The 17395-nt window shown below is 71.9% G+C and carries 16 protein-coding genes and 1 pseudogene; 12 read left to right on the top strand and 5 right to left on the bottom strand.

All coding sequences use genetic code 11. The annotated features are described in order from the left end of the window. Positions 1-221: 221 nt before the first annotated feature. Positions 222-710: a hypothetical protein gene (locus ACWD5D_RS22125; protein ID WP_451374436.1), complete on the top strand. Its 489-nt coding sequence runs from the start codon at positions 222-224 to the stop codon at positions 708-710. A 174-nt stretch (positions 711-884) separates the two neighbouring features. Continuing rightward, positions 885-1400, top strand: coding sequence for a DUF4232 domain-containing protein (locus ACWD5D_RS22120; protein WP_451374435.1), 516 nt, complete (start codon positions 885-887; stop codon positions 1398-1400). Positions 1401-1403: 3 nt separating this feature from the next. Here ACWD5D_RS22120 and ACWD5D_RS22115 read toward each other — a convergent pair whose 3' ends face one another. Next, a complete protein-coding gene (locus ACWD5D_RS22115; RefSeq protein ID WP_451374434.1) occupies positions 1404-2516 on the bottom strand; it encodes a DUF2786 domain-containing protein in 1113 nt (370 codons plus the stop codon). 221 nt (positions 2517-2737) lie between these two features. On the opposite strand from ACWD5D_RS22115, the gene ACWD5D_RS22110 reads away from it, so the two are divergent. Beyond that, on the top strand, positions 2738-3499 hold the full coding sequence (locus ACWD5D_RS22110) for a Clp protease N-terminal domain-containing protein (protein WP_451374433.1): 762 nt from the start codon (positions 2738-2740) through the stop codon (positions 3497-3499). Positions 3500-3818: 319 nt separating this feature from the next. Next, entirely contained in the window at positions 3819-5546 is a 1728-nt protein-coding gene (locus ACWD5D_RS22105) for a bifunctional 3'-5' exonuclease/DNA polymerase (RefSeq protein WP_451374432.1), read from the top strand. Between the two features lie 18 nt (positions 5547-5564). Here the strand turns inward: ACWD5D_RS22105 and ACWD5D_RS22100 are convergent. From ACWD5D_RS22100 to ACWD5D_RS22085, 4 genes and pseudogenes are all read right to left on the bottom strand, one after another. Further along, positions 5565-6617 (bottom strand): annotated as a pseudogene (locus ACWD5D_RS22100) (tetratricopeptide repeat protein); the annotation flags it as partial. Positions 6618-6819: 202 nt separating this feature from the next. Beyond that, the gene (locus tag ACWD5D_RS22095; RefSeq protein ID WP_451374431.1) at positions 6820-7713 is read right to left on the bottom strand and encodes a glycosyltransferase family 2 protein; all 894 of its coding nucleotides are present in this window, start codon (positions 7711-7713) and stop codon (positions 6820-6822) included. A gap of 244 nt (positions 7714-7957) precedes the next feature. Next, complete coding sequence (locus ACWD5D_RS22090) at positions 7958-8527, bottom strand: GNAT family N-acetyltransferase (RefSeq protein WP_451374430.1); 570 nt, start codon at positions 8525-8527, stop codon at positions 7958-7960. Next, positions 8524-9297 carry a GntR family transcriptional regulator gene (locus ACWD5D_RS22085; RefSeq protein ID WP_451374429.1) on the bottom strand — a complete coding sequence of 258 codons (774 nt, stop codon included), beginning with the start codon at positions 9295-9297 and terminating at the stop codon, positions 8524-8526. Before ACWD5D_RS22085 ends, ACWD5D_RS22090 begins: the two co-directional genes overlap by 4 nt. Positions 9298-9636: 339 nt before the next feature. Between ACWD5D_RS22085 and ACWD5D_RS22080 the strand changes: the two genes are divergently transcribed. From ACWD5D_RS22080 to ACWD5D_RS22045, 8 genes are all read left to right on the top strand, one after another. Beyond that, positions 9637-9897, top strand: a complete 261-nt coding sequence (locus ACWD5D_RS22080) for a hypothetical protein (protein WP_451374428.1) — start codon at positions 9637-9639, stop codon at positions 9895-9897. 165 nt (positions 9898-10062) lie between these two features. After that, complete coding sequence (locus tag ACWD5D_RS22075) at positions 10063-11139, top strand: lytic transglycosylase domain-containing protein (protein ID WP_451374427.1); 1077 nt, start codon at positions 10063-10065, stop codon at positions 11137-11139. Between the two features lie 52 nt (positions 11140-11191). After that, positions 11192-12337, top strand: a complete 1146-nt coding sequence (locus tag ACWD5D_RS22070; protein WP_451374426.1) for a sigma-70 family RNA polymerase sigma factor — start codon at positions 11192-11194, stop codon at positions 12335-12337. A gap of 109 nt (positions 12338-12446) precedes the next feature. Beyond that, positions 12447-13376, top strand: coding sequence for an ABC transporter ATP-binding protein (locus ACWD5D_RS22065; RefSeq protein ID WP_451374425.1), 930 nt, complete (start codon positions 12447-12449; stop codon positions 13374-13376). Continuing rightward, positions 13373-14143, top strand: a complete 771-nt coding sequence (locus tag ACWD5D_RS22060; protein WP_030177999.1) for an MlaE family ABC transporter permease — start codon at positions 13373-13375, stop codon at positions 14141-14143. Before ACWD5D_RS22065 ends, ACWD5D_RS22060 begins: the two co-directional genes overlap by 4 nt. 3 nt (positions 14144-14146) lie before the next feature. Continuing rightward, a complete protein-coding gene (locus ACWD5D_RS22055; RefSeq protein ID WP_451374424.1) occupies positions 14147-14971 on the top strand; it encodes an MlaE family ABC transporter permease in 825 nt (274 codons plus the stop codon). Positions 14972-14982: 11 nt separating this feature from the next. Continuing rightward, a complete protein-coding gene (locus ACWD5D_RS22050) occupies positions 14983-16239 on the top strand; it encodes an MCE family protein (protein WP_451374423.1) in 1257 nt (418 codons plus the stop codon). Further along, a complete protein-coding gene (locus ACWD5D_RS22045; RefSeq protein ID WP_451374422.1) occupies positions 16236-17276 on the top strand; it encodes an MCE family protein in 1041 nt (346 codons plus the stop codon). The genes ACWD5D_RS22050 and ACWD5D_RS22045 overlap by 4 nt, the downstream gene beginning before the upstream one ends. Positions 17277-17395 lie beyond the last annotated feature (119 nt).

The raw sequence follows: 17395 nt of genomic DNA, 5'->3' as shown, positions 1-17395 counted from the left end.
GACATAATACTGAAAATGAATCCCATTGCCAATAGATGCTTGTGTGAGGTACGTCACCATGCCCGCTCACCGCGTGCGCGCCTTCGACGCGTCCGGGTGAACCCGCGCGAGCGGCTCGCGGCGCCGTGCCGCCCGGAGTTCGGAGGTCTTCCCGGCGACGGCTGGTAGCTTGCTGCGGACCCTCCCGCCCAGGGGGACCGGCTACAGCTTGGGAGCTTGACGTGACGACGGCGACTGCAAGGGTGCGGACCGCGGCCGTGGCAGCGGGGCTGGTGGGCGCGCTGGCGCTGACCGCGTGCAGTGGCGGCGGTGACTCCGAGAAGGACTCCTCGGCCTCCGCGACCCCCACGTCCACCGCGGGTTCGGGCGGCGCGTCCGGCACCGTGACCGGCGCCTCCGACCAGCTCCAGGGCAGCTGGGTGACCGCCAGCGGCGGCAAGATCGTCGCCCTGGTGATCACCAAGAAGCAGGCGGGGCTCTTCGCCACCGGCGGAACGGTGTGCAGCGGCAGCGCGGGCGAGCAGTCGGGTATGCGGATGATCCATCTGAAGTGCACGGACGGCAGCAAGGACCGGACCAGCGGCATGGTCGACTCGGTCACCGCGAAGGACATGAAGGTGACCTGGTCCGGCAGGCTCGGCAAGGAGAGGTACATGAAGGCGGAGGGCGGGAAGCTGCCGTCCGGGATGCCGACGGACCTGAAGCAGTAGCGCCCGTGAGGCTGATGCTGCCCGGAGCGGTCGGCTCTCCGACGTGCCCCGAGCGGTCAGCTCTCCAATGCGCCGACGAATCCGAACCGGTGATTCGGGTGGGGCGCGTGATCGTGTCCCGGGCGCAGGCGCCATGATGCGGGGAGACCGTCACGACCTCGATGGGATCTGCTCATGCGCGTTATTCCGCTCACCGTCACCGCTCTCGCCGCCGCCCTCCTGCTGACCGCCTGCGACGACGGCGGCGGCGCCGAGAACGGGAAGAGCAACTCCGCCTGCGAGATCGGCGGAGTGTCGGTGCAGATCGGGTCGGCGAGCGTGGCCCCGGCCGCCGGCGACACGGGCGAGGTGCCCGTCAGCATCACCAACCAGAGCACCCCCTGCACCCTGGACAAGTTCCCGGGCGCGCGGTTGAACACGGGCAGCACCGAGGTCGACGTGCCCGTGCTCCAGGGCGCGAAGGCCCAGAAGCTGAAGCTCGCCAAGGGTGACTCGGCGACCTTCACCATCACCTACGTGCGCGGGAAGGCGGGCGACAAGAACGGCCTGGAGGCGAAGTCCGTGAAGATCGCCCTGCCGGGCTCCACGGCCACCCGCAGCTTCCCGTGGGCGTACGGCCCCGTCGCCACCAAGGGCGGCCCGCAGACTCCGGACGCCTCCGTCAGCGCCTTCCAGCAGGTCGGGGACTGACCCTCACGGGAGCCTGGGCCGGGCCCTGACCTGGGCCTCGTCCGCGGCTCGGGCGCCCTCCGTCCAGCCGGCCGCGTCGCTCACCCCGCGCAGCCGGGTCGTGGTGGTCTCCGGGAACATCTGCTCCAGCCGGTCGGTGACGGCTATCTCGCGCGTGGCCAGCACTGGCAGCAGGCCCTGGGTCACCTGGGTCTCGGCGACGGCCGCGAGCCGGTCCCCGACGCGATGGGCGTAGGCCGCGAGGAACGACTGGCGGAAGGTCTTGGTGCGCTTGCGGCCGCCGGCCCTCTGGGCGGCCTCGGCCTTGGTCATCGCGTGCGTGGCCTGCACCAGCAGTGAGGTGTAGAGCAGCTCGACGGCCTCCAGGTCGGCCTCGAAGCCGACGACCGTGGAGAAGGCGAGCGGCTCGTTCCACACCGCGCGGCAGTGGTTGGCGCGGGCGACCGCGTCCAGGAGCACGGCCTTGGCCTGCTCGTACGGCGGCTCGACACCGATCCGGCAGGCGCCGGGCGCGTCCGGTGCGGGGGCCGACGCGGCGAGCAGCGCCTCGTCCACGCTGTGCCGGGCCATCAGCTCCTGCGCCTTGGCGGTGAGGGCCTCGGCCTCCTCCGGGTAACCGGTGGCCTCCGCCTTGGCGAGCAGCGCGCGGATGCGCGTGGGCATGCGGGACGCTCCGGGGCCGGGGTCCCGGCGGGTCTCCTCCAGGGGTTCGAGGGCGGGCAGGCGCAGCAGCAGGCGGTACAGCTCCAGGACGGCGGTGGCGTGCGAGAACCGGTCGCTCCCGTGCGCGGGGCTCGCGTGTTCCTCCAGCGCGTCGAGCTGGGCGGCCCAGCGGTGCCCACGCGGACGGTCCCGGCCGGTCTGCGCGCGGATCAGCGCGGCGCAGAGGCGCGCGTGGACGTCGTCCAGCTCCCGTCGTACCAGCCGTACGACATCGGCGGGCTGCCAGCCGCGCTGCCAGGCCGCCACCACGAACTCCTCGCCGCGCCGGACGAGTTCCGCGTCCGCGTCGGGGTCGGCGGCGAGCAGGGACGCGCCGGTGTCGAGTCCGGCGTCGGTGTCGTCGTAGAGGGCGGCCCGGAACGCGCGCTCGACGGTGCTGGCAGTGCTGGTCACGTCGTCGATCGTGCCACGCGGCACCGACAGCCCGGCGACGGCCGTCCACAGGTTGTGGACAGATGCTGGCGGCCAGGGATGGGCGCCGATTCCAGAGGGGCAGGGACAGGGGCAGGGGTAGGGGTAGGGGCAGAGGCAGAGGCAGAGGCAGGCGACCGAATCAGGAACGAGACTGTCAACCATCGGTTGACAGTCTCAGGGTGTCAACTTACGGTTGACACATGGCGACCAACCCGTACACCACGGCATCCGTACGCCTCGACGACCTCATCGAGGCCATCAAGAAAGCCCACTCAGAGCCCCTCGAACAGCTCCAGGACGCGGTCATCGCCGGCGATCACCTCGGTGACGTGGCCGACCATCTGATCGGTCACTTCGTCGACCAGGCCCGCCGTTCGGGCGCGTCCTGGACCGAGATCGGCAAGAGCATGGGCGTGACCCGGCAGGCGGCGCAGAAGCGGTTCGTGCCGAAGGAGTCCGCCGACCTCGATCCCAGCCAGGGCTTCAGCCGCTACACCCCGCGCGCGCGGAACGTGGTCATGGCCGCGCACAACGAGGCCCTGGCCGCCCGCAACCCCGAGGGCCGCCCCGAGCACCTGCTCCTCGGCCTGCTCGCCGAGCCGGAGGGCCTGGCCGCGAAGGCGATCACCACGCAGGGCGTCCTGCTGGACTCCGTACGCCAGGCCGCGACCGCCGCGCTCCCGCCGGCCGCCGAGGACGTCCCCGAGCTCGTCCCCTACGGGCCCGAGGCAAAGAAGGTCCTGGAGCTCACCTTCCGCGAGGCGCTCCGGCTCGGCCACAACTACATCGGCACCGAGCACCTGCTGCTGGCCCTGCTGGAGCACGAGAACGGCGAGGGCGTCCTCAACGGACTCGGCATCTCCAAGGCGGCGACCGAGGAGTACGTCGGCAAGGTTCTCGCGTTGCTGCTGGAGCAGAAGAACGCGGGCACCGCGGCGGAGGGGGACGTCGCTGAGGGGTAGACACGTCGAGGGGAGTCCGCAGAGCGGGAGTCCGCGAAGGAGTGCCCGCGGAGCGGGAGGCGAAGGATCGCCCGCAGGGCTGAAGGCGGGGGCTGAGCACGCGGGTTGAGGGCAGAAGCTGCGGTCCGAGGCCTGCGGTCCGGGGCCTCCGGTCCGGGGCCTGCGGCCCGGTCGGCCCCGCCCTCACCCCTCGGTGTCTCGCCCTCACCCTGGGCCGGACACGCGAGCGGACGCATCGCCTGGCCGGGGTCGAGAGGCGGAGGCGCGGCGAAACCGCAGGTCGGGGTCGTTGTCAGACCCGCCTGCGACACTCGCAGACATGGCCGACCGGTGGGCGCTCGCTCCGGCCGAGGACGGTGGCGTGGACGTCGCCCCCCTCGGTCCGGACGGGCTGCCCGCCGGTCCGGTGCGGCGGGAGAGCGATCTCGCCGGGGCGGTGCGGAGCCGTCCGGAGGTGACGCGCTGGGTGTGGCGGTCGACCGCCGAGGTCTACCCGCGTCTGCTCGCCACGGGGGTGCGAGTGGAGCGGTGCTACGACATCGAGGACGCCGAGACACTCCTGTTGGGCCACGAGGGCCGGTACGGCGAGCCACGCTCGGCCGCCGCCGCCCTGGCCCGCCTCCGCGGTGGTCCCGTACCGCCCGACCCGCCGCAGCGCTCGGCCGAACCGGGCGCCCAGTCCCCGCTGTTCGAGCCGACCGGCGCCCGCCTGCCCCTGGCGGACCTCCTCACGGTCTACGCCGACCAGCTGCGGCGGCACGAGAAGACCGCCCACCCCGACCGGATGCGGCTGCTCACTGCGACCGAGTCGGCGGGCATGCTGGTGGCCGCCGAGATGAACCGCGCGGGCCTGCCCTGGAGCGCCGAGGTCCATCGCGAGCTGCTGCGCGACCTGCTCGGCGAGCGCTACGCGGGCGGTGGCGAGCCGCGCCGACTGGCCGAGCTGGCGGACGAGGTCTCGGCGGCCTTCGGCCGGCGCGTGCGGCCCGACCTGCCCGCCGACGTGATCAAGGCCTTCGCGCAGGCCGGGATCAAGGTCAGATCCACCCGCCGCTGGGAGATCCAGTCGGTCGACCATCCCGCGGTCGCACCCCTGCTGGAGTACAAGACGCTGTACCGCATCTGGGTGGCGCACGGCTGGTCCTGGCTGCAGGACTGGGTGCGCGACGGCCGCTTCCGGCCGGAGTTCCTCGCCGGCGGCACGGTCACCGGGCGCTGGGTGACCAACGGCGGAGGCGCGCTGCAGATCCCCAGGGTGATCCGGCGAGCCGTGGTCGCCGACCCCGGCTGGCGGCTGGTGGTGGCCGACGCCGACCAGATGGAACCGCGCGTCCTGGCGGCGATCTCCCGCGACCCCGGCCTGATGGAGGTCGCGGGCCGCGAGAGCGACCTCTACCAGTCGGTCTCCGACCACGCCTTCTCCGGCGACCGCGACCAGGCCAAGCTCGCCGTGCTCGGCGCGGTCTACGGCCAGACCTCGGGCGATGGTCTGAAGAACCTCGCCGCGCTGCGCCGCCGCTTCCCCAAGGCGGTGGCCTACGTGGACGAGGCCGCGCGCGCCGGCGAGGAGGGCCGGCTGGTGCGCACCTGGCTGGGCCGGACCTGCCCGCCCGCCGCCGGAGCGGGCGAGGACGCCGCGGAGGAAGCGGGCATCCCCGTCGGCGCGGACGACTCCGACGGCCGGGACGGACACGGGGACGGGCAGGGCGGGCAGGGGGACGGGCAGGCGTGGGTCCCGGGTTACGCGTCCACCAACTCCCGTGCGCGGGGCCGCTTCGCGCGGAACTTCGTCGTGCAGGGCAGTGCCGCCGACTGGGCCCTGCTGCTGCTCGCCGCGCTGCGCCGGGCCTGCGCGGATCTCTCGGCCGAGCTGGTCTTCTTCCAGCACGACGAGGTGATCGTGCACTGTCCGGCCGAGGAGGCCGACACGGTCGTACAGGCCATCAGGGAGGCCTCCGACCTCGCCGGGCGGCTGACGTTCGGCGAGACACCGGTGCGGTTCCCGTTCACGACAGCGGTGGTGGAGTGCTATGCCGACGCCAAGTGAGGAGTCGTGGCCAGGAGTTCAGCTCTCCAGGAGGGCCCGCAGTTCCTCCTGGAGAGCGTGCTCGTCCGTGCCGTCCAGCGCCGCGAGGGCCGCGCGCCAGGCCTCGTACGCCTCCGTCCGGCGCCCTTGCCCGCACAGCAGAAGACCGTGCTGGTGGCGGGCGAGACCGCCCATGTAGCGGTCGGCACGGGCGTCGGCGCGGCGCAGCAGCTCGGCGCACTCGCGGGCGGCCCGCTCGGACTCGCCCAGCTGCCGCAGCGCGCGGACCAGGCCGAGCCGGGTCTGGGACTCGCCGTGCCAGTCGCCGTGGCCGCCGAGAATGCGCAGGCTCTCCTCGAAGTGCTGGGCGGCGGCGCCCGGTTCGCCGAGGGTGAGGTGGGCGTAGCCGATGTTGCAGCGCGCCGAGTGCTGCACGATGACCGCGCCGATCGCGTCCCCGATCGCCAGCGAACGCCGGTGCTGCTCGATGGCGGCGCGCGGGTCGGTGTGCTCGTACAGGTTGCCGAGGTGGCTGTAGGTGACGGCCTCGCCGTAGGGGTCGTCGAGCTGCCGGGAGTACTCCAGGCTCTGCCGGAGCGCGGCCTCGGACTCCGCGAAGCGGCCGAGCCCCTCCAGCAGCAGTCCGCGGTTGTTCAGGCAGCGCCGGATCCAGGAGAGGTTGCCGAGCAGGCGCCAGATGTCCAGGGCCTGGTCGGTGAGGGCGAGGGCGTCGTCCAGCCCCTCGCGTCCGCTCACCGCGCGCAGCAGCGCCGCGCTGTCCTCCCCGGTCAGCGGGCCGAGCGGGAATCGGCGGGCGCCGTCGAGGGCGGTCAGCGGGGAACGGCTGGTGACGATCACCGCGCAGCCGGGGCCGGCCGGGAGCAGGGGCCGTACCTGCGCCGCGCTCGCCGCGTCGTCCAGGACCAACAGGACCCGGGCCGGGGCGAGCATCGAGCGGAGCAGAGCGGAGGCGGCGTCGGGGTGTTCGGGGATGGAGAGGGGTTCGACGCCCAGGTCGCGGAGGAGCGCGGAGAGTGCCTGGGTGGGGGTGAGGGGGGCGACTCCGGGGGTGGCGCCGTGCAGTTTCACGTGTGGGCCTCGCGGACTGCTGGGCGATCCGTTGGCGGGTCCTGATGTGATCATTCCATCGGATCTGGTCCGACGGCACGCGCGAATGTCGCGCAACTCGGGGGAGTGTCGCCGCAGACCGGATCCGGGGACGTCTTTTGGGCCCCGGTCGGCGGAGGTGAACGACCGGGGCCCCGTCCCGCACCTTCGAGTCCCTCTGTGTCCGTCAGATGACAGGCGGGCGTCCGAGACGGGTGAGGTGCCACACCGTCCGCCAGCGCATGGGGCGGCGCTCGCCGGCCGGCTCCCGCAGCCCTTCCACGAACCCGCCGAACCAGGCACGCAACCCCGCCGCCGACCGGGTGCGGGCGAGGGTGAGCAAGGTCCACACCGCGAGGTGCACCGGAACGAGCGGCAGGGGCAGCCGGCGCCGGACGAGCCAGACGCGGTTGCGGGCGTTGACGCGGTAGTAGATGGCATGCCGGGACGGTGAGGTCCTGGGGTGCTGGAGGAGCAGCTCGGGGACGTAGCGGATCTTCCAGCCGGCGTCGGCGGCCCGCCAGGCGAGGTCGGTCTCCTCGTGCGCGAAGAAGAACGCCTCGGGCCAGTCGCCGGTCTCGGCCAGCATCTCCATCCGGAAGGCATGACCGCCGCCGAGGAACCCGGTGACGTAGCCGCCGCGCATGGGGTCGGATCTGCCCACCCTCGGCACGTGCCGCTGCTGGGTCTCGCCGTGCTCGTCGGCGATGCGGAAGCCGACGATGCCGAGGCGCGGGTCGGCCGCGTACAGCTCGCCGACCCGCCGCAGCACGTCGGCTTCGACGAGCAGCCCGTCGTCGTCCAGCTCCACGACGACGTCGACGTCGCCGTACGCGCGCAGCCGGGCCAGGGCGACGTTCCGGCCGCCCGGACAGCCCAGGTTCTCCTCGACGTCGATGGTGGTGACCTCGCCGGGCAGGGAGAGCCGCCGCGCGAACTCGGGCAGCCGGCAGCCGTTGCCGACGATCACGATCCGGGAGGGGGCCACGTCCTGTTTGGCCACGGACTCCAGCAGGGCGTCGACCTCGTCGGGACGGTTGCCCATGGTCACCACGGCGACGGCGATCCTCGGCTGCGCCACGCCCCTCACCCCATCCGGCCGGCGGCGGCACCCTGCCCTGACCGCGGGGCGCCCACCGTTCACCAAGATGTTGCCTCAGATCCCTCGGTTCATCTGACGCTCATTCACTTGGACGCCCCTTTGCCGAGGTTTTGTCCACACCATTCCTTGCGGGGTCACCCGGATCGGAGCACCATCCTCGCTCCCCCGCCCGGACGCCCCTCCCCCGCCCCGCACGAAGCAAGTCCGGGAGCCTGCGCCCGCGTCACAGAACCGGTTCGGGAGCCGGTACCTCGTCGACGAAACCGTGCTCGGCGGGCCACGTCATCCGCGTCGCCCGCTGAGCGAGCCACCCCGAGACACGTGGGCCACCGTTGACCGCGACGCCCTCGCGCACCGTCCGCACGTGCTCGAATCCCTGGCGCCGGTAGTACGCCTGCAGCCCCTCGTTGGTCGTCCAGGCGTCCAGGCGGAGCCACTTCGCGCCTCCGTGGAAGGCCCGGTCGCCGGCCCAGTCCAGGAGCCGGCCGCCGAGGTTCCGGCCGGCGTGGGTGCGGGCCACGGTGAGCTTGTTGACGAAGAGGGACGATTCCCGGAGCTCCTGCTCGGACCACAGCCCGGCCTCCGCTTCCGGAGTCAGCGTGATCGTCGCGGCGGTGACGTCGCCGTCCCGCACCATGAAGACGGTTCCGGCCTCGACGGCCGCCAGCAACTTGGGGGCGGGGTAGGGACGCTGCCACTGATCCGTACCGAGTCGCGACAGCCAGGCCGCCGCCTCCTCGCGGAAGGCGAGCAGCGTGGAGACGTCCTCGGGGCGGGCGGGAAGGATGATCATCGGGGCTCGTTCTCACTGCGGGCGGACAGGTCGCCGATCTCGTAGTTCATGCGGTTCAGATCCCCCCGGAACGTGGTGACGGTGCAGCGGACCGGCCGGTCCGCCGAGTAGCCCGTGCGCGTCCAGAGCAGTACCGGGACACCGGCGCCGATCTCCAGCAGGCGCGCCTCCTCGGGCGTCGGCATGCGGGCGGCGATCTCGTCGAAGTACCCGATCTGCTCGATGCCCCGAGCGGCCAGATAACGCGTCGTGCCCTCGTCGATGTCGCCCGGTTCGGCGAGCCGGGGTGCCTCCTCCGCCAGCCACGACGGATAGAAGGTCGCCTGGGTGGACCAGGGGGCGTCGTCCACGTAGCGATGACAGAACCGCAGTACCGTCGTCGCCCCCGCCGGGATCTCGAGCCTCTCGGCCACCTCCTCGGAGGCCGGCAGCATCTCGACACGGAAGGTCTGATGCGGACGCCGGCCCACGTTCGTGACGTCCGTGTTGTACGCGTCGCCGTTCTGCGGGAACGTCAGGTTCTCGAACCGCGACGCGTTCAGCTCGAACACCTCGTGCGCCCTGACCTCGTAGCCCAGTCCCTGGCTCGACGTGATCAGGCCCTCGCCGACCAGCAGGCCCAGTCCGTTGCGGACGGTGTTGCGGGAGGCGTCGAAACGGTGCTGCAGCTCACTCTCGGAGGGCAGCCGAGATCCCGGCGCGTGCGTGCCGTCGGCGATCTCGCGCCGCAGGACGTCGGCCACCTGCCGGTACTTCGGCTGCGTGCTCATGTCGCCATCATGACCCACTCATGCAACTTGTTGGTACATGCGGTACGGAAATCCTTGACTCTCACTGTGCGTGGGAGCAGGATTACGGCATCAGCTTGTACCAACAAGCTGAGCGGGTGGTGCAACAGGAGGTACGACGCCTCCACGCGCGCCGCCCGCACCGACCAGAGGGAGCCACATGTCCACCGTTCAGTCCTGCTGCCGCAGCCGCGGCCGGCCCGAGCCGGCCGCCGCAGGATCGGACGCCCGTCGTATCCGCCGGGATTCCTTCGGAGTGATCACCGAAGGGTTCGCCCCGGCCGGCCGCACGGTCGAACCGTCCCTGAGGGGAGGTGCCGCATGAGTGCCACCTACCCGGACCCGTCCGCCGCCCACACCGAAGTGAAGGCGGAGATCGCGCAGACCGCCAGCAGGACCGCACCACCGCCGGCGCCCCTCGGGGCGGCGTCGACCGGTGCATGGCCGATCGCCCGCGACCTTCCGCCGACCCTGCCCGTCACCGCTACGAGCGGTGTCGGCATGGCCGTGCTGGTCGCCGCCGAGCCGCTTCCGCGCTCGCCGCGCCCGAACAGGGGCGACCGGCACGGCTCCCTGCTGTAGACCCCGTTCTAGGCCCCGTTCCACCACTTGGTGAGACCTTGGCGGACGCGCACTCGTACCCCGCTCCCGAAGAGGCGCTCGCCCGATCCCCCGGTTCCGCGCGACGGACCTGCCCTCCGGCCCCGTAGAGCAGACGACGGATTCACCCACGGAGGGGACGGCACAGTGACAGCGCGTGCGCTCAAGGGGGCACTGAGGGGTGCCAGGGGTACGGCGATCGCGGCGGCGGCGATGGCCGCGCTGACCGCGTCGCAGGCGCCGAGGGCGGTCTCGGTCGAGGCCGCGGAGCCCGCACGGAGGGCGGCACCCGCCGGGCACGACCTCAGCGTGTCCGGCGACACCCCGTACCGCACCGCTCTTCCCCCGCTGCGGACGCGGAAGAAGGGCTCCGCGCAGGGAGTCACGGGCGGCGGCGCCCTGCCCGCGAGCGTGTTCGCCGCGTACCGGCGTGCCGAGGAGGAGCTGGCACACAGCGCGCCACGCTGCCGGCTGCGTTGGCAGCTGCTGGCCGCGATCGGCCAGGTGGAGTCCGGGCAGGCGCGGGGCGGCCGGGTGACCCGGGACGGTACGACCGTGACGCCCGTCCTCGGCCCGCGGCTGACCGGCGGCGCCTTCGCCGTCGTGGCGGACACCGACGGCGGCGCGTACGACGGGGACGCGGTGTACGACCGCGCGGTCGGCCCGATGCAGTTCATCCCGTCCACCTGGGCTCGCTGGGGAGCGGACGGCAACGGCGACGGACGGACGGATCCGAACAACGTCTACGACGCGGCGCTCGCCGCAGGCCGCTACCTGTGCGCGGGCGGCCGTGACCTGTCGTACCCAGCCGACCTGGACCGGGCGATCCTGGGCTACAACCACTCGGACGTCTATCTGCGCACCGTCAAGGCGTGGTACGCGTACTACCTGACCGGGCACCGCGTGGTGCCGGACGTGTCCGACGGATCGCGGTCGGACCGGCCGAAGCGACCGAAGCCCTCGCCGCCGAAGCCGTCGGACGACCGGAAGCCCAGCCCTGGTCCTTCGCGCACGCCGTCGGCGCCGCCCACCTCACCCTCCCCCGGCCCGTCTCCCGAGGCCGGCGTCCCGGAGGAGTCCCGAACACCGCTGGTTCCCGTCCCCGAACCGACCCTCACGCTGCCCGGCGGCGGTGTGCTGTCCGACACGGGGCCGCTGACCACCGGCAACGGCTGGAACACGATGGGCGTCTCCCCCTCCACAACTGCCACTACTCGGCGGTAATGTCGCCACCGTCGGAAGCACGGGACCGGCGGGTGAGTGCGAAGGGGCTCTCATGGCGACGGACATGCCTGCGGACACAGCGGCCGCCGACGAGCGTTGGCAGCGCATGTGGAGCCATCGCGAGCAGCTGCTCAAGGTGGCCCGGCGGCGATCCATGAGCCCGGAGGACGCCGAGGACGCCGTTCACGAGGCGATGCTGCGAGCCGCGGAGCGCCCCGACCTCGACGACGACCGGCTCGGCGCCTGGCTGACGACGGTGACGATGCGGCTGTGTGTCGACCGGTACCGGCAGGTCAACCGCGAGGCCGAGGTGGGCAGCCGTCCCACACTCGTCGCGCCGGGCCCGGTACCCGTCGAGGAGGCGGTGTGCGACCGGGCCGAGGCGAAGTGGCTCGCCATGCGCAGCGGTGAGCTGCCCGCCCGGCAGGCGGAGGCGCTTCGGCTGAGGTCCGAGGACCTGGACGTGAGCCAGGTCGCGCTGCGGATGGGGCTCAGCTACCGGACCGTCGAGTCGCTGCTCGCCCGGGCCCGGCGGACGCTGCGCGCCTCGCTGGCCGGGACGCTCGGGCTGGCGCTGTTCCTGGTCGGGCGCGGGCGGCTGCGCGGGGGCGGCCATGCCCAGGCGGTCGCGGTCGCCTCGACGGCGGCGACCCTGGTGGTGGCGGGGTTCGTGCTGCCGTACGCGCTGGACGGGGGCGGAAACGGGAACGGTCCGGCACCGCGGCCGGCCGTATCCGGCGACGCGCAGGTCCTGGGCGGCGAGGCCACGGGTCGGGGGCGCGCCCCCGGGACGCGCGCCCCCTCGCCCCTGGCACCCGGGGCTCGGGGCCGGAAGCCCTCACCCACCGGGGGAACGTCCTTGCCGACGCGGGTGCCGGTGCCGTCCCTGCCGGAGGTGTCCGCGTCCCCGCTCCCGGAGCTGTTGGTGCCGCAGGTTCCACAGGTGCCCGAGGTGCCGAAGGTGCCGGGCCTGCCGACCGCCGTACCGGGCCTGCCGACCAACGTGCCGGGCCTGCCGACCGCCGTGCCGGATCTGCCGACCGCCGTACCGGGCCTGCCGACGAGGTCGTCCGCCTCGTCGGTCCCGTCGCCTCCCCCGACCTCGGCCGTACCGGCCGCTCCGCTCTCCGTCCCCGCCCCAGCCCCAGCCCCAGCCCCGGGGACGCCTTCGCGCACGCCGTCGCCGAAGCTGCCGTAGCGCCCCGTACACGCGTCCGCAAAAAATTCTGCGTCCGCCGCGACGGACGCCCCTCCCCTCCCCGTAGAGCAGATGTCGGAGCTGCTCCCTGGGCGAAGGACGGAATCGGATGGGTGTCGAGATCTGTGTGGAAGGGCTGACCAAGTCCTTCGGCCACCAGGTCATCTGGCAGGACGTCTCGCTGACGCTGCCCGCCGGTGAGGTCTCGGTGATGCTCGGCCCCTCGGGGACGGGCAAGTCGGTGTTCCTCAAGACGCTCGTCGGGCTGCTGAAGCCGGAGCGGGGCTCGGTGAGGGTCGCGGGCCGGGACATCACCCGCCTGCGCGAGCACGACCTGTACGAGGTGCGGAAGCTGTTCGGCGTGCTGTTCCAGGACGGCGCGCTGTTCGGCTCGATGAACCTGTACGACAACATCGCCTTCCCTCTGCGCGAGCACACCCGCAAGTCCGAGAGCGAGATCAAGCGGATCGTCCTCGAAAAGATGGACATGGTCGGGCTGATCGGCGCCGAGGGGAAGCTGCCCGGCGAGATCTCCGGCGGTATGCGCAAGCGGGCCGGGCTCGCCCGCGCCCTGGTCCTCGACCCGGAGATCATCTTGTTCGACGAGCCGGACTCGGGCCTGGACCCGGTCCGCGTGGCCTACCTCAATCAGCTCATCGTCGACCTCAACGCACAGATCGACGCGACCTTCCTGATCGTCACCCACGACATCGCCTCGGCCCGCCAGGTCCCGGACAACATCGGGCTGCTGTTCCGGCGCGAGCTGGTGATGTTCGGGCCCCGCGAGGAGCTGCTGGCCAGTGACGAGCCTGTCGTACGGCAGTTCCTCAACGGCCGGATGCAGGGGCCGATCGGCATGGCGGAGGAGAAGGACGCGGCCCAGGTCGAGCAGGAGCTGGCCCAGATCGACGAGGGCGGCCCGGCCGACGTGCTGACTCCCCGCCTGCTCCCCAGCCCCGGCATCACCCGCCCGCCCCGCTGGGAGGCGATCGCGAGACGCGAGGCAGAGCTGCACGGGACGGGGGTGACGGGCACATGAGGCTCTCCCCGACGGGTGCGCTCCGGCACTCGGGCAGCCTCTTCGCGATGGCGCTGGACGTCGTCCGGTCCCTCCCTCGACGGCCCTTCCAGGCGCGGGAGTTCATTCAGCAGGCGTGGTTCGTCGCGAGCGTCACGATCCTGCCGACGGCTCTGGTCTCGATCCCCTTCGGGGCGGTCATCGCGCTGCAGATCGGCAGCCTGACCCGGCAGTTGGGCGCGCAGTCCTTCTCCGGTGCCGCGTCCGTGCTCGCCGTGCTGCGGGAGGCCTCGCCGATCGTCACCGCGCTGCTGATCGCGGGCGCGGGCGGCACGGCGATCTGCGCGGACCTCGGGGCGCGCAAGATCCGGGACGAGATCGACGCGATGCAGGTGCTCGGCATCGACCCGATCCACCGGCTCGTCGTACCGCGGGTGCTGGCGTCGATGGTGGTGGCCGTGCTGCTCAACGGCCTCGTCTCGGTGGTCGGTGTCGCGGGCGGCTACTTCTTCAACGTCGTCCTCCAGCACGGGACGCCGGGCGCCTACCTGGCGTCCTTCACCACCCTCGCCCAGCTGTCCGACCTGTGGGCGGCCGAGATCAAGGCGCTGGTGTTCGGGGCCATCGCGGCGATCGTCGCCTCGTACAAGGGGCTGACGGCGCAGGGCGGTCCGAAGGGCGTGGGCGATGCCGTCAACCAGTCCGTGGTGATCACCTTCATGTTGCTGTTCGTGACCAACTTCGTGATGACTGCCGTGTACTTCCAGGTCGTCCCGCAGAGGGGTTAGCCGATGAGACCGCGAGAACTCCTCGCTCGCCCCTTGCGCTCACTCGAAGAGCTGGGCGCCCAACTGTCCTTCTACGGACGTTCTCTGGCCTGGACGAGCCGCACCCTGCGCCGCTACAAGAAGGAGATCCTGCGGCTGCTGGCCGAGGTGAGCTTCGGGCGTGGCGCGCTCGCCGTCGTCGGCGGCACGGTCGGCGTGATCGCGTTCCTGTCCTTCTTCACCGGCACCGAGGTCGGCCTCCAGGGCTACGCGGCCCTCAACCAGCTCGGCACATCCAACTTCGTGGCGTTCCTGTCGGCGTACTTCAACACCCGGGAGATCGCCCCGCTGGTGGCCGGACTCGCCCTGTCCGCGACGGTCGGCGCCGGGTTCACCGCGCAGCTCGGTGCGATGCGGATCAGCGAGGAGACCGACGCGCTGGAGGTGATGGGTGTCCCGTCGCTGCCGTTCCTGGTGACGACGCGGATGATCGCCGGCTTCGTCGCGGTGATCCCGCTGTACGTGATCGGGCTGCTGTCCTCGTACCTGGCCGCCCGCACCATCACCACCGGCTACTACGGGCAGTCGACCGGCACGTACGACCACTACTTCCACCAGTACCTGCCGCCCGTCGACGTGTTCTGGTCCTTCGGCAAGGTGATCGTCTTCGCCCTGCTGATCATCCTGGTGCACTGCTACTACGGCTACCACGCGAGCGGCGGCCCGGCCGGTGTCGGCGTCGCGGTGGGCCGGGCGGTGCGGACCTCGATCGTCGCCATCAACGTCCTGGACTTCTTCCTGAGCCTCGCGATCTGGGGCGCCAACACGACGGTACGGATAGCGGGGTGAGGGCGGTGCGCATGCACAGAATGAGACTCAGGCTGTACGGCATCGCGTTCCTCGCCGTGCTCACGCTGCTGCTGTCGCTCGCGGTGGCCGTCTACCAGCAGGTGTTCACCGCCGTCGTGCCCATCACTCTGGAGGCCGACACCCTCGGCAACCAGCTCGATCCACGCGCCGACGTCAAGCTGCGCGGGCTCCTGGTCGGCGAGGTGCGCGAGGTGCACGCCGACGGAACGAAGGCGACCCTCGACATCGCGCTCAAGCCGCAGTACGTGTCGTACATCCCTTCGGACGTGCACGCGCGGCTGCTGCCCAAGACGCTGTTCGGCGAGAGGTACGTCGACCTGGTCGCGCCCGCCGGCGCTGCGCACGCGTCGGCTCGGCCCATCCGTGCGGGCGACGTCATCACCCAGGACCGCACGAAGGTCGGCATCGAGGTGCAGCAGCTGATGAACGACCTGCTCCCGCTGCTTCGCACGGTCAGGCCGGGTGAACTCGACGCCACGCTCTCGGCGTTCGCCACCGCGCTGGAGGGCCGCGGCGACCGGATCGGCGACAACCTCACCCGGGTCGAGGGCTATCTGCGCCGCCTCAACCCGCACATGCCCTCCCTCAAGGAGGACATCACGCGGTTCGCGGACGTCGCCGAGGTGTACGGCGACGCCGCGCCCGACCTGATGCGGATCCTGCGCAACACGGTCACCACCAGCCGGACGATCGTCGAGAAAAGGGGCCAGTTGGCCTCGGCTCTGCGCGCGACCGCCTCCGTGGCGGACACGGCGAACGACTTCCTGTCCGAGAACGGCGACCGGCTGATCACCCTGGGCCGGGTCTCCCGCCCCACGCTGGAGCTGTTCGCCCGCTACTCCCCCGAGTATCCGTGCCTGTTCCAGGGCCTGGTCCGGCAGGAGGAGGCGTCGGAGGACGCGTTCCGGGGCGGCGAGATGCGGATCACCCTCGAGGTCGTCCGGCCGCAGGGTGCCTACCGGCCCGGTGAGGAGCCGTTGTACGGCGAGCGGTCCGGCCCGAACTGCCGCGGCCTGCCGCATCCGCAGGTGCCTGGGCCGAAGCCCCATCTCGACGACGGTACGTCGGCCGGAGGTTCCGGCGGCCCACTCCCCGGAGGTGTCGACGTGTCCGCCACCCGGGCCGAGCAGCGGGCCGTCGGCTCACTCGTGGCCCCCGTCATGGGCGTCCCCGCGGACCAGGTGCCGCCCGTGGCGACCCTGCTGTTCGGGCCGCTCGCGCGCGGAACGGCGGTGAGTGTCGTATGAGCAGGTCAGGAGCCCGGCAGGCCGCCGCCCCGCTGGTCAAGTTCAGCCTCTTCGCGCTGGTCACGATCGCGGCGACGGCGCTGCTCGCCGCCACCATCGTCAACTTCTCCTTCACCCCCAAGGACACCTATCACGCGGTGTTCACCGACGTCACCGGGCTGGAGACCGGCGACGACATCCGGGTGGCCGGAGTGCGGGTAGGGGAGGTCGAGGGCATCCGGATCAAGGACCGGACCCTGGCGGAGGTCACGTTCACCGTCAGCGCGGACCGACCGCTGCTCGCCGGGACCCACGCGGTCGTCCGCTACCGCAACCTGGTCGGGCAGCGGTACATCGCGCTCACCGAGGGCACAGGAGACGTCACCGCCAGGCTGCGGCCGGGCGGCACCATCCCGCTGTCCCGGACCCAGCCGGCGCTGGACCTCAACGCCCTGCTGAACGGCTTCAAGCCGCTGTTCGCGGCGCTCAGCCCGAGCGACGTCAACCAGCTCGCCACCGAGATCGTCCAGACCCTCCAGGGCGAGGGCGGCACAGTGAACAGCCTGCTCGCGCACACGGCCTCGCTCACCAGCACCCTCGCCGACCGCGACAAGCTGATCGGATCGGTGATCGACAACCTCAACACCGTCCTGGCGACGCTCGACAAGCGCGGCTCCCGCTTCTCCGGGCTGCTCACGCAGCTGCGTCGGGTGGTCTCGGGGCTGTCGGCCGACCGCAGACCCATCGGGGCGTCGCTGGTGAGCATCGGCGACCTCACGGACGTCACGTCGGGACTGCTGAAGGACGCGCGTCCACCTCTGAAGGACGACATCGCCGGGCTCGGCGATCTCACCGGAACGCTGAACAAGAACGAGAACACCGTGGAGGGCGTCCTGAAGCGGCTGCCGAACAAGCTCGAGAAGCTGACGGGGACCGCCTCGTACGGCTCGTGGTTCAACTTCTACCTCTGCGACTTCGACGGCCGGATCGTGCTGCCGAAGACCAAGCAGGTGATCACCCCGGAGCTGCACGTGGCGCGGGCGAGGTGTAACGGATGAGCATGCGCGTCAGACGGCGCGATGGCCGCCGCCCCGAGCCGCTGGTGAGGGTCCGGGTCCTGCCGCCCAAGCTGCCCAGACTCCCCAGGCTGCTGCCCAAGCGCAAACCCCGCCCCGAA

The organism is Streptomyces sp. NPDC002520 (assembly GCF_053595235.1).
This window is presented reverse-complemented; position numbering and strand designations above follow the sequence as displayed.

What these genes read in the sequence shown, in the direction of transcription:
- ACWD5D_RS22120 (WP_451374435.1), top strand. Translation starts at nt 885, where the DNA reads ATGCGCGTTATTCCGCTCACCGTCACCGCTCTCGCCGCCGCCCTCCTG.
- ACWD5D_RS22110 (WP_451374433.1), top strand. Translation starts at nt 2,738, where the DNA reads ATGGCGACCAACCCGTACACCACGGCATCCGTACGCCTCGACGACCTC.
- ACWD5D_RS22105 (WP_451374432.1), top strand. Translation starts at nt 3,819, where the DNA reads ATGGCCGACCGGTGGGCGCTCGCTCCGGCCGAGGACGGTGGCGTGGAC.
- ACWD5D_RS22090 (WP_451374430.1), bottom strand. Translation starts at nt 8,527, where the DNA reads ATGATCATCCTTCCCGCCCGCCCCGAGGACGTCTCCACGCTGCTCGCC.
- ACWD5D_RS22085 (WP_451374429.1), bottom strand. Translation starts at nt 9,297, where the DNA reads ATGAGCACGCAGCCGAAGTACCGGCAGGTGGCCGACGTCCTGCGGCGC.
- ACWD5D_RS22080 (WP_451374428.1), top strand. Translation starts at nt 9,637, where the DNA reads ATGAGTGCCACCTACCCGGACCCGTCCGCCGCCCACACCGAAGTGAAG.
- ACWD5D_RS22070 (WP_451374426.1), top strand. Translation starts at nt 11,192, where the DNA reads ATGGCGACGGACATGCCTGCGGACACAGCGGCCGCCGACGAGCGTTGG.
- ACWD5D_RS22065 (WP_451374425.1), top strand. Translation starts at nt 12,447, where the DNA reads ATGGGTGTCGAGATCTGTGTGGAAGGGCTGACCAAGTCCTTCGGCCAC.
- ACWD5D_RS22060 (WP_030177999.1), top strand. Translation starts at nt 13,373, where the DNA reads ATGAGGCTCTCCCCGACGGGTGCGCTCCGGCACTCGGGCAGCCTCTTC.
- ACWD5D_RS22055 (WP_451374424.1), top strand. Translation starts at nt 14,147, where the DNA reads ATGAGACCGCGAGAACTCCTCGCTCGCCCCTTGCGCTCACTCGAAGAG.
- ACWD5D_RS22050 (WP_451374423.1), top strand. Translation starts at nt 14,983, where the DNA reads ATGCACAGAATGAGACTCAGGCTGTACGGCATCGCGTTCCTCGCCGTG.
- ACWD5D_RS22045 (WP_451374422.1), top strand. Translation starts at nt 16,236, where the DNA reads ATGAGCAGGTCAGGAGCCCGGCAGGCCGCCGCCCCGCTGGTCAAGTTC.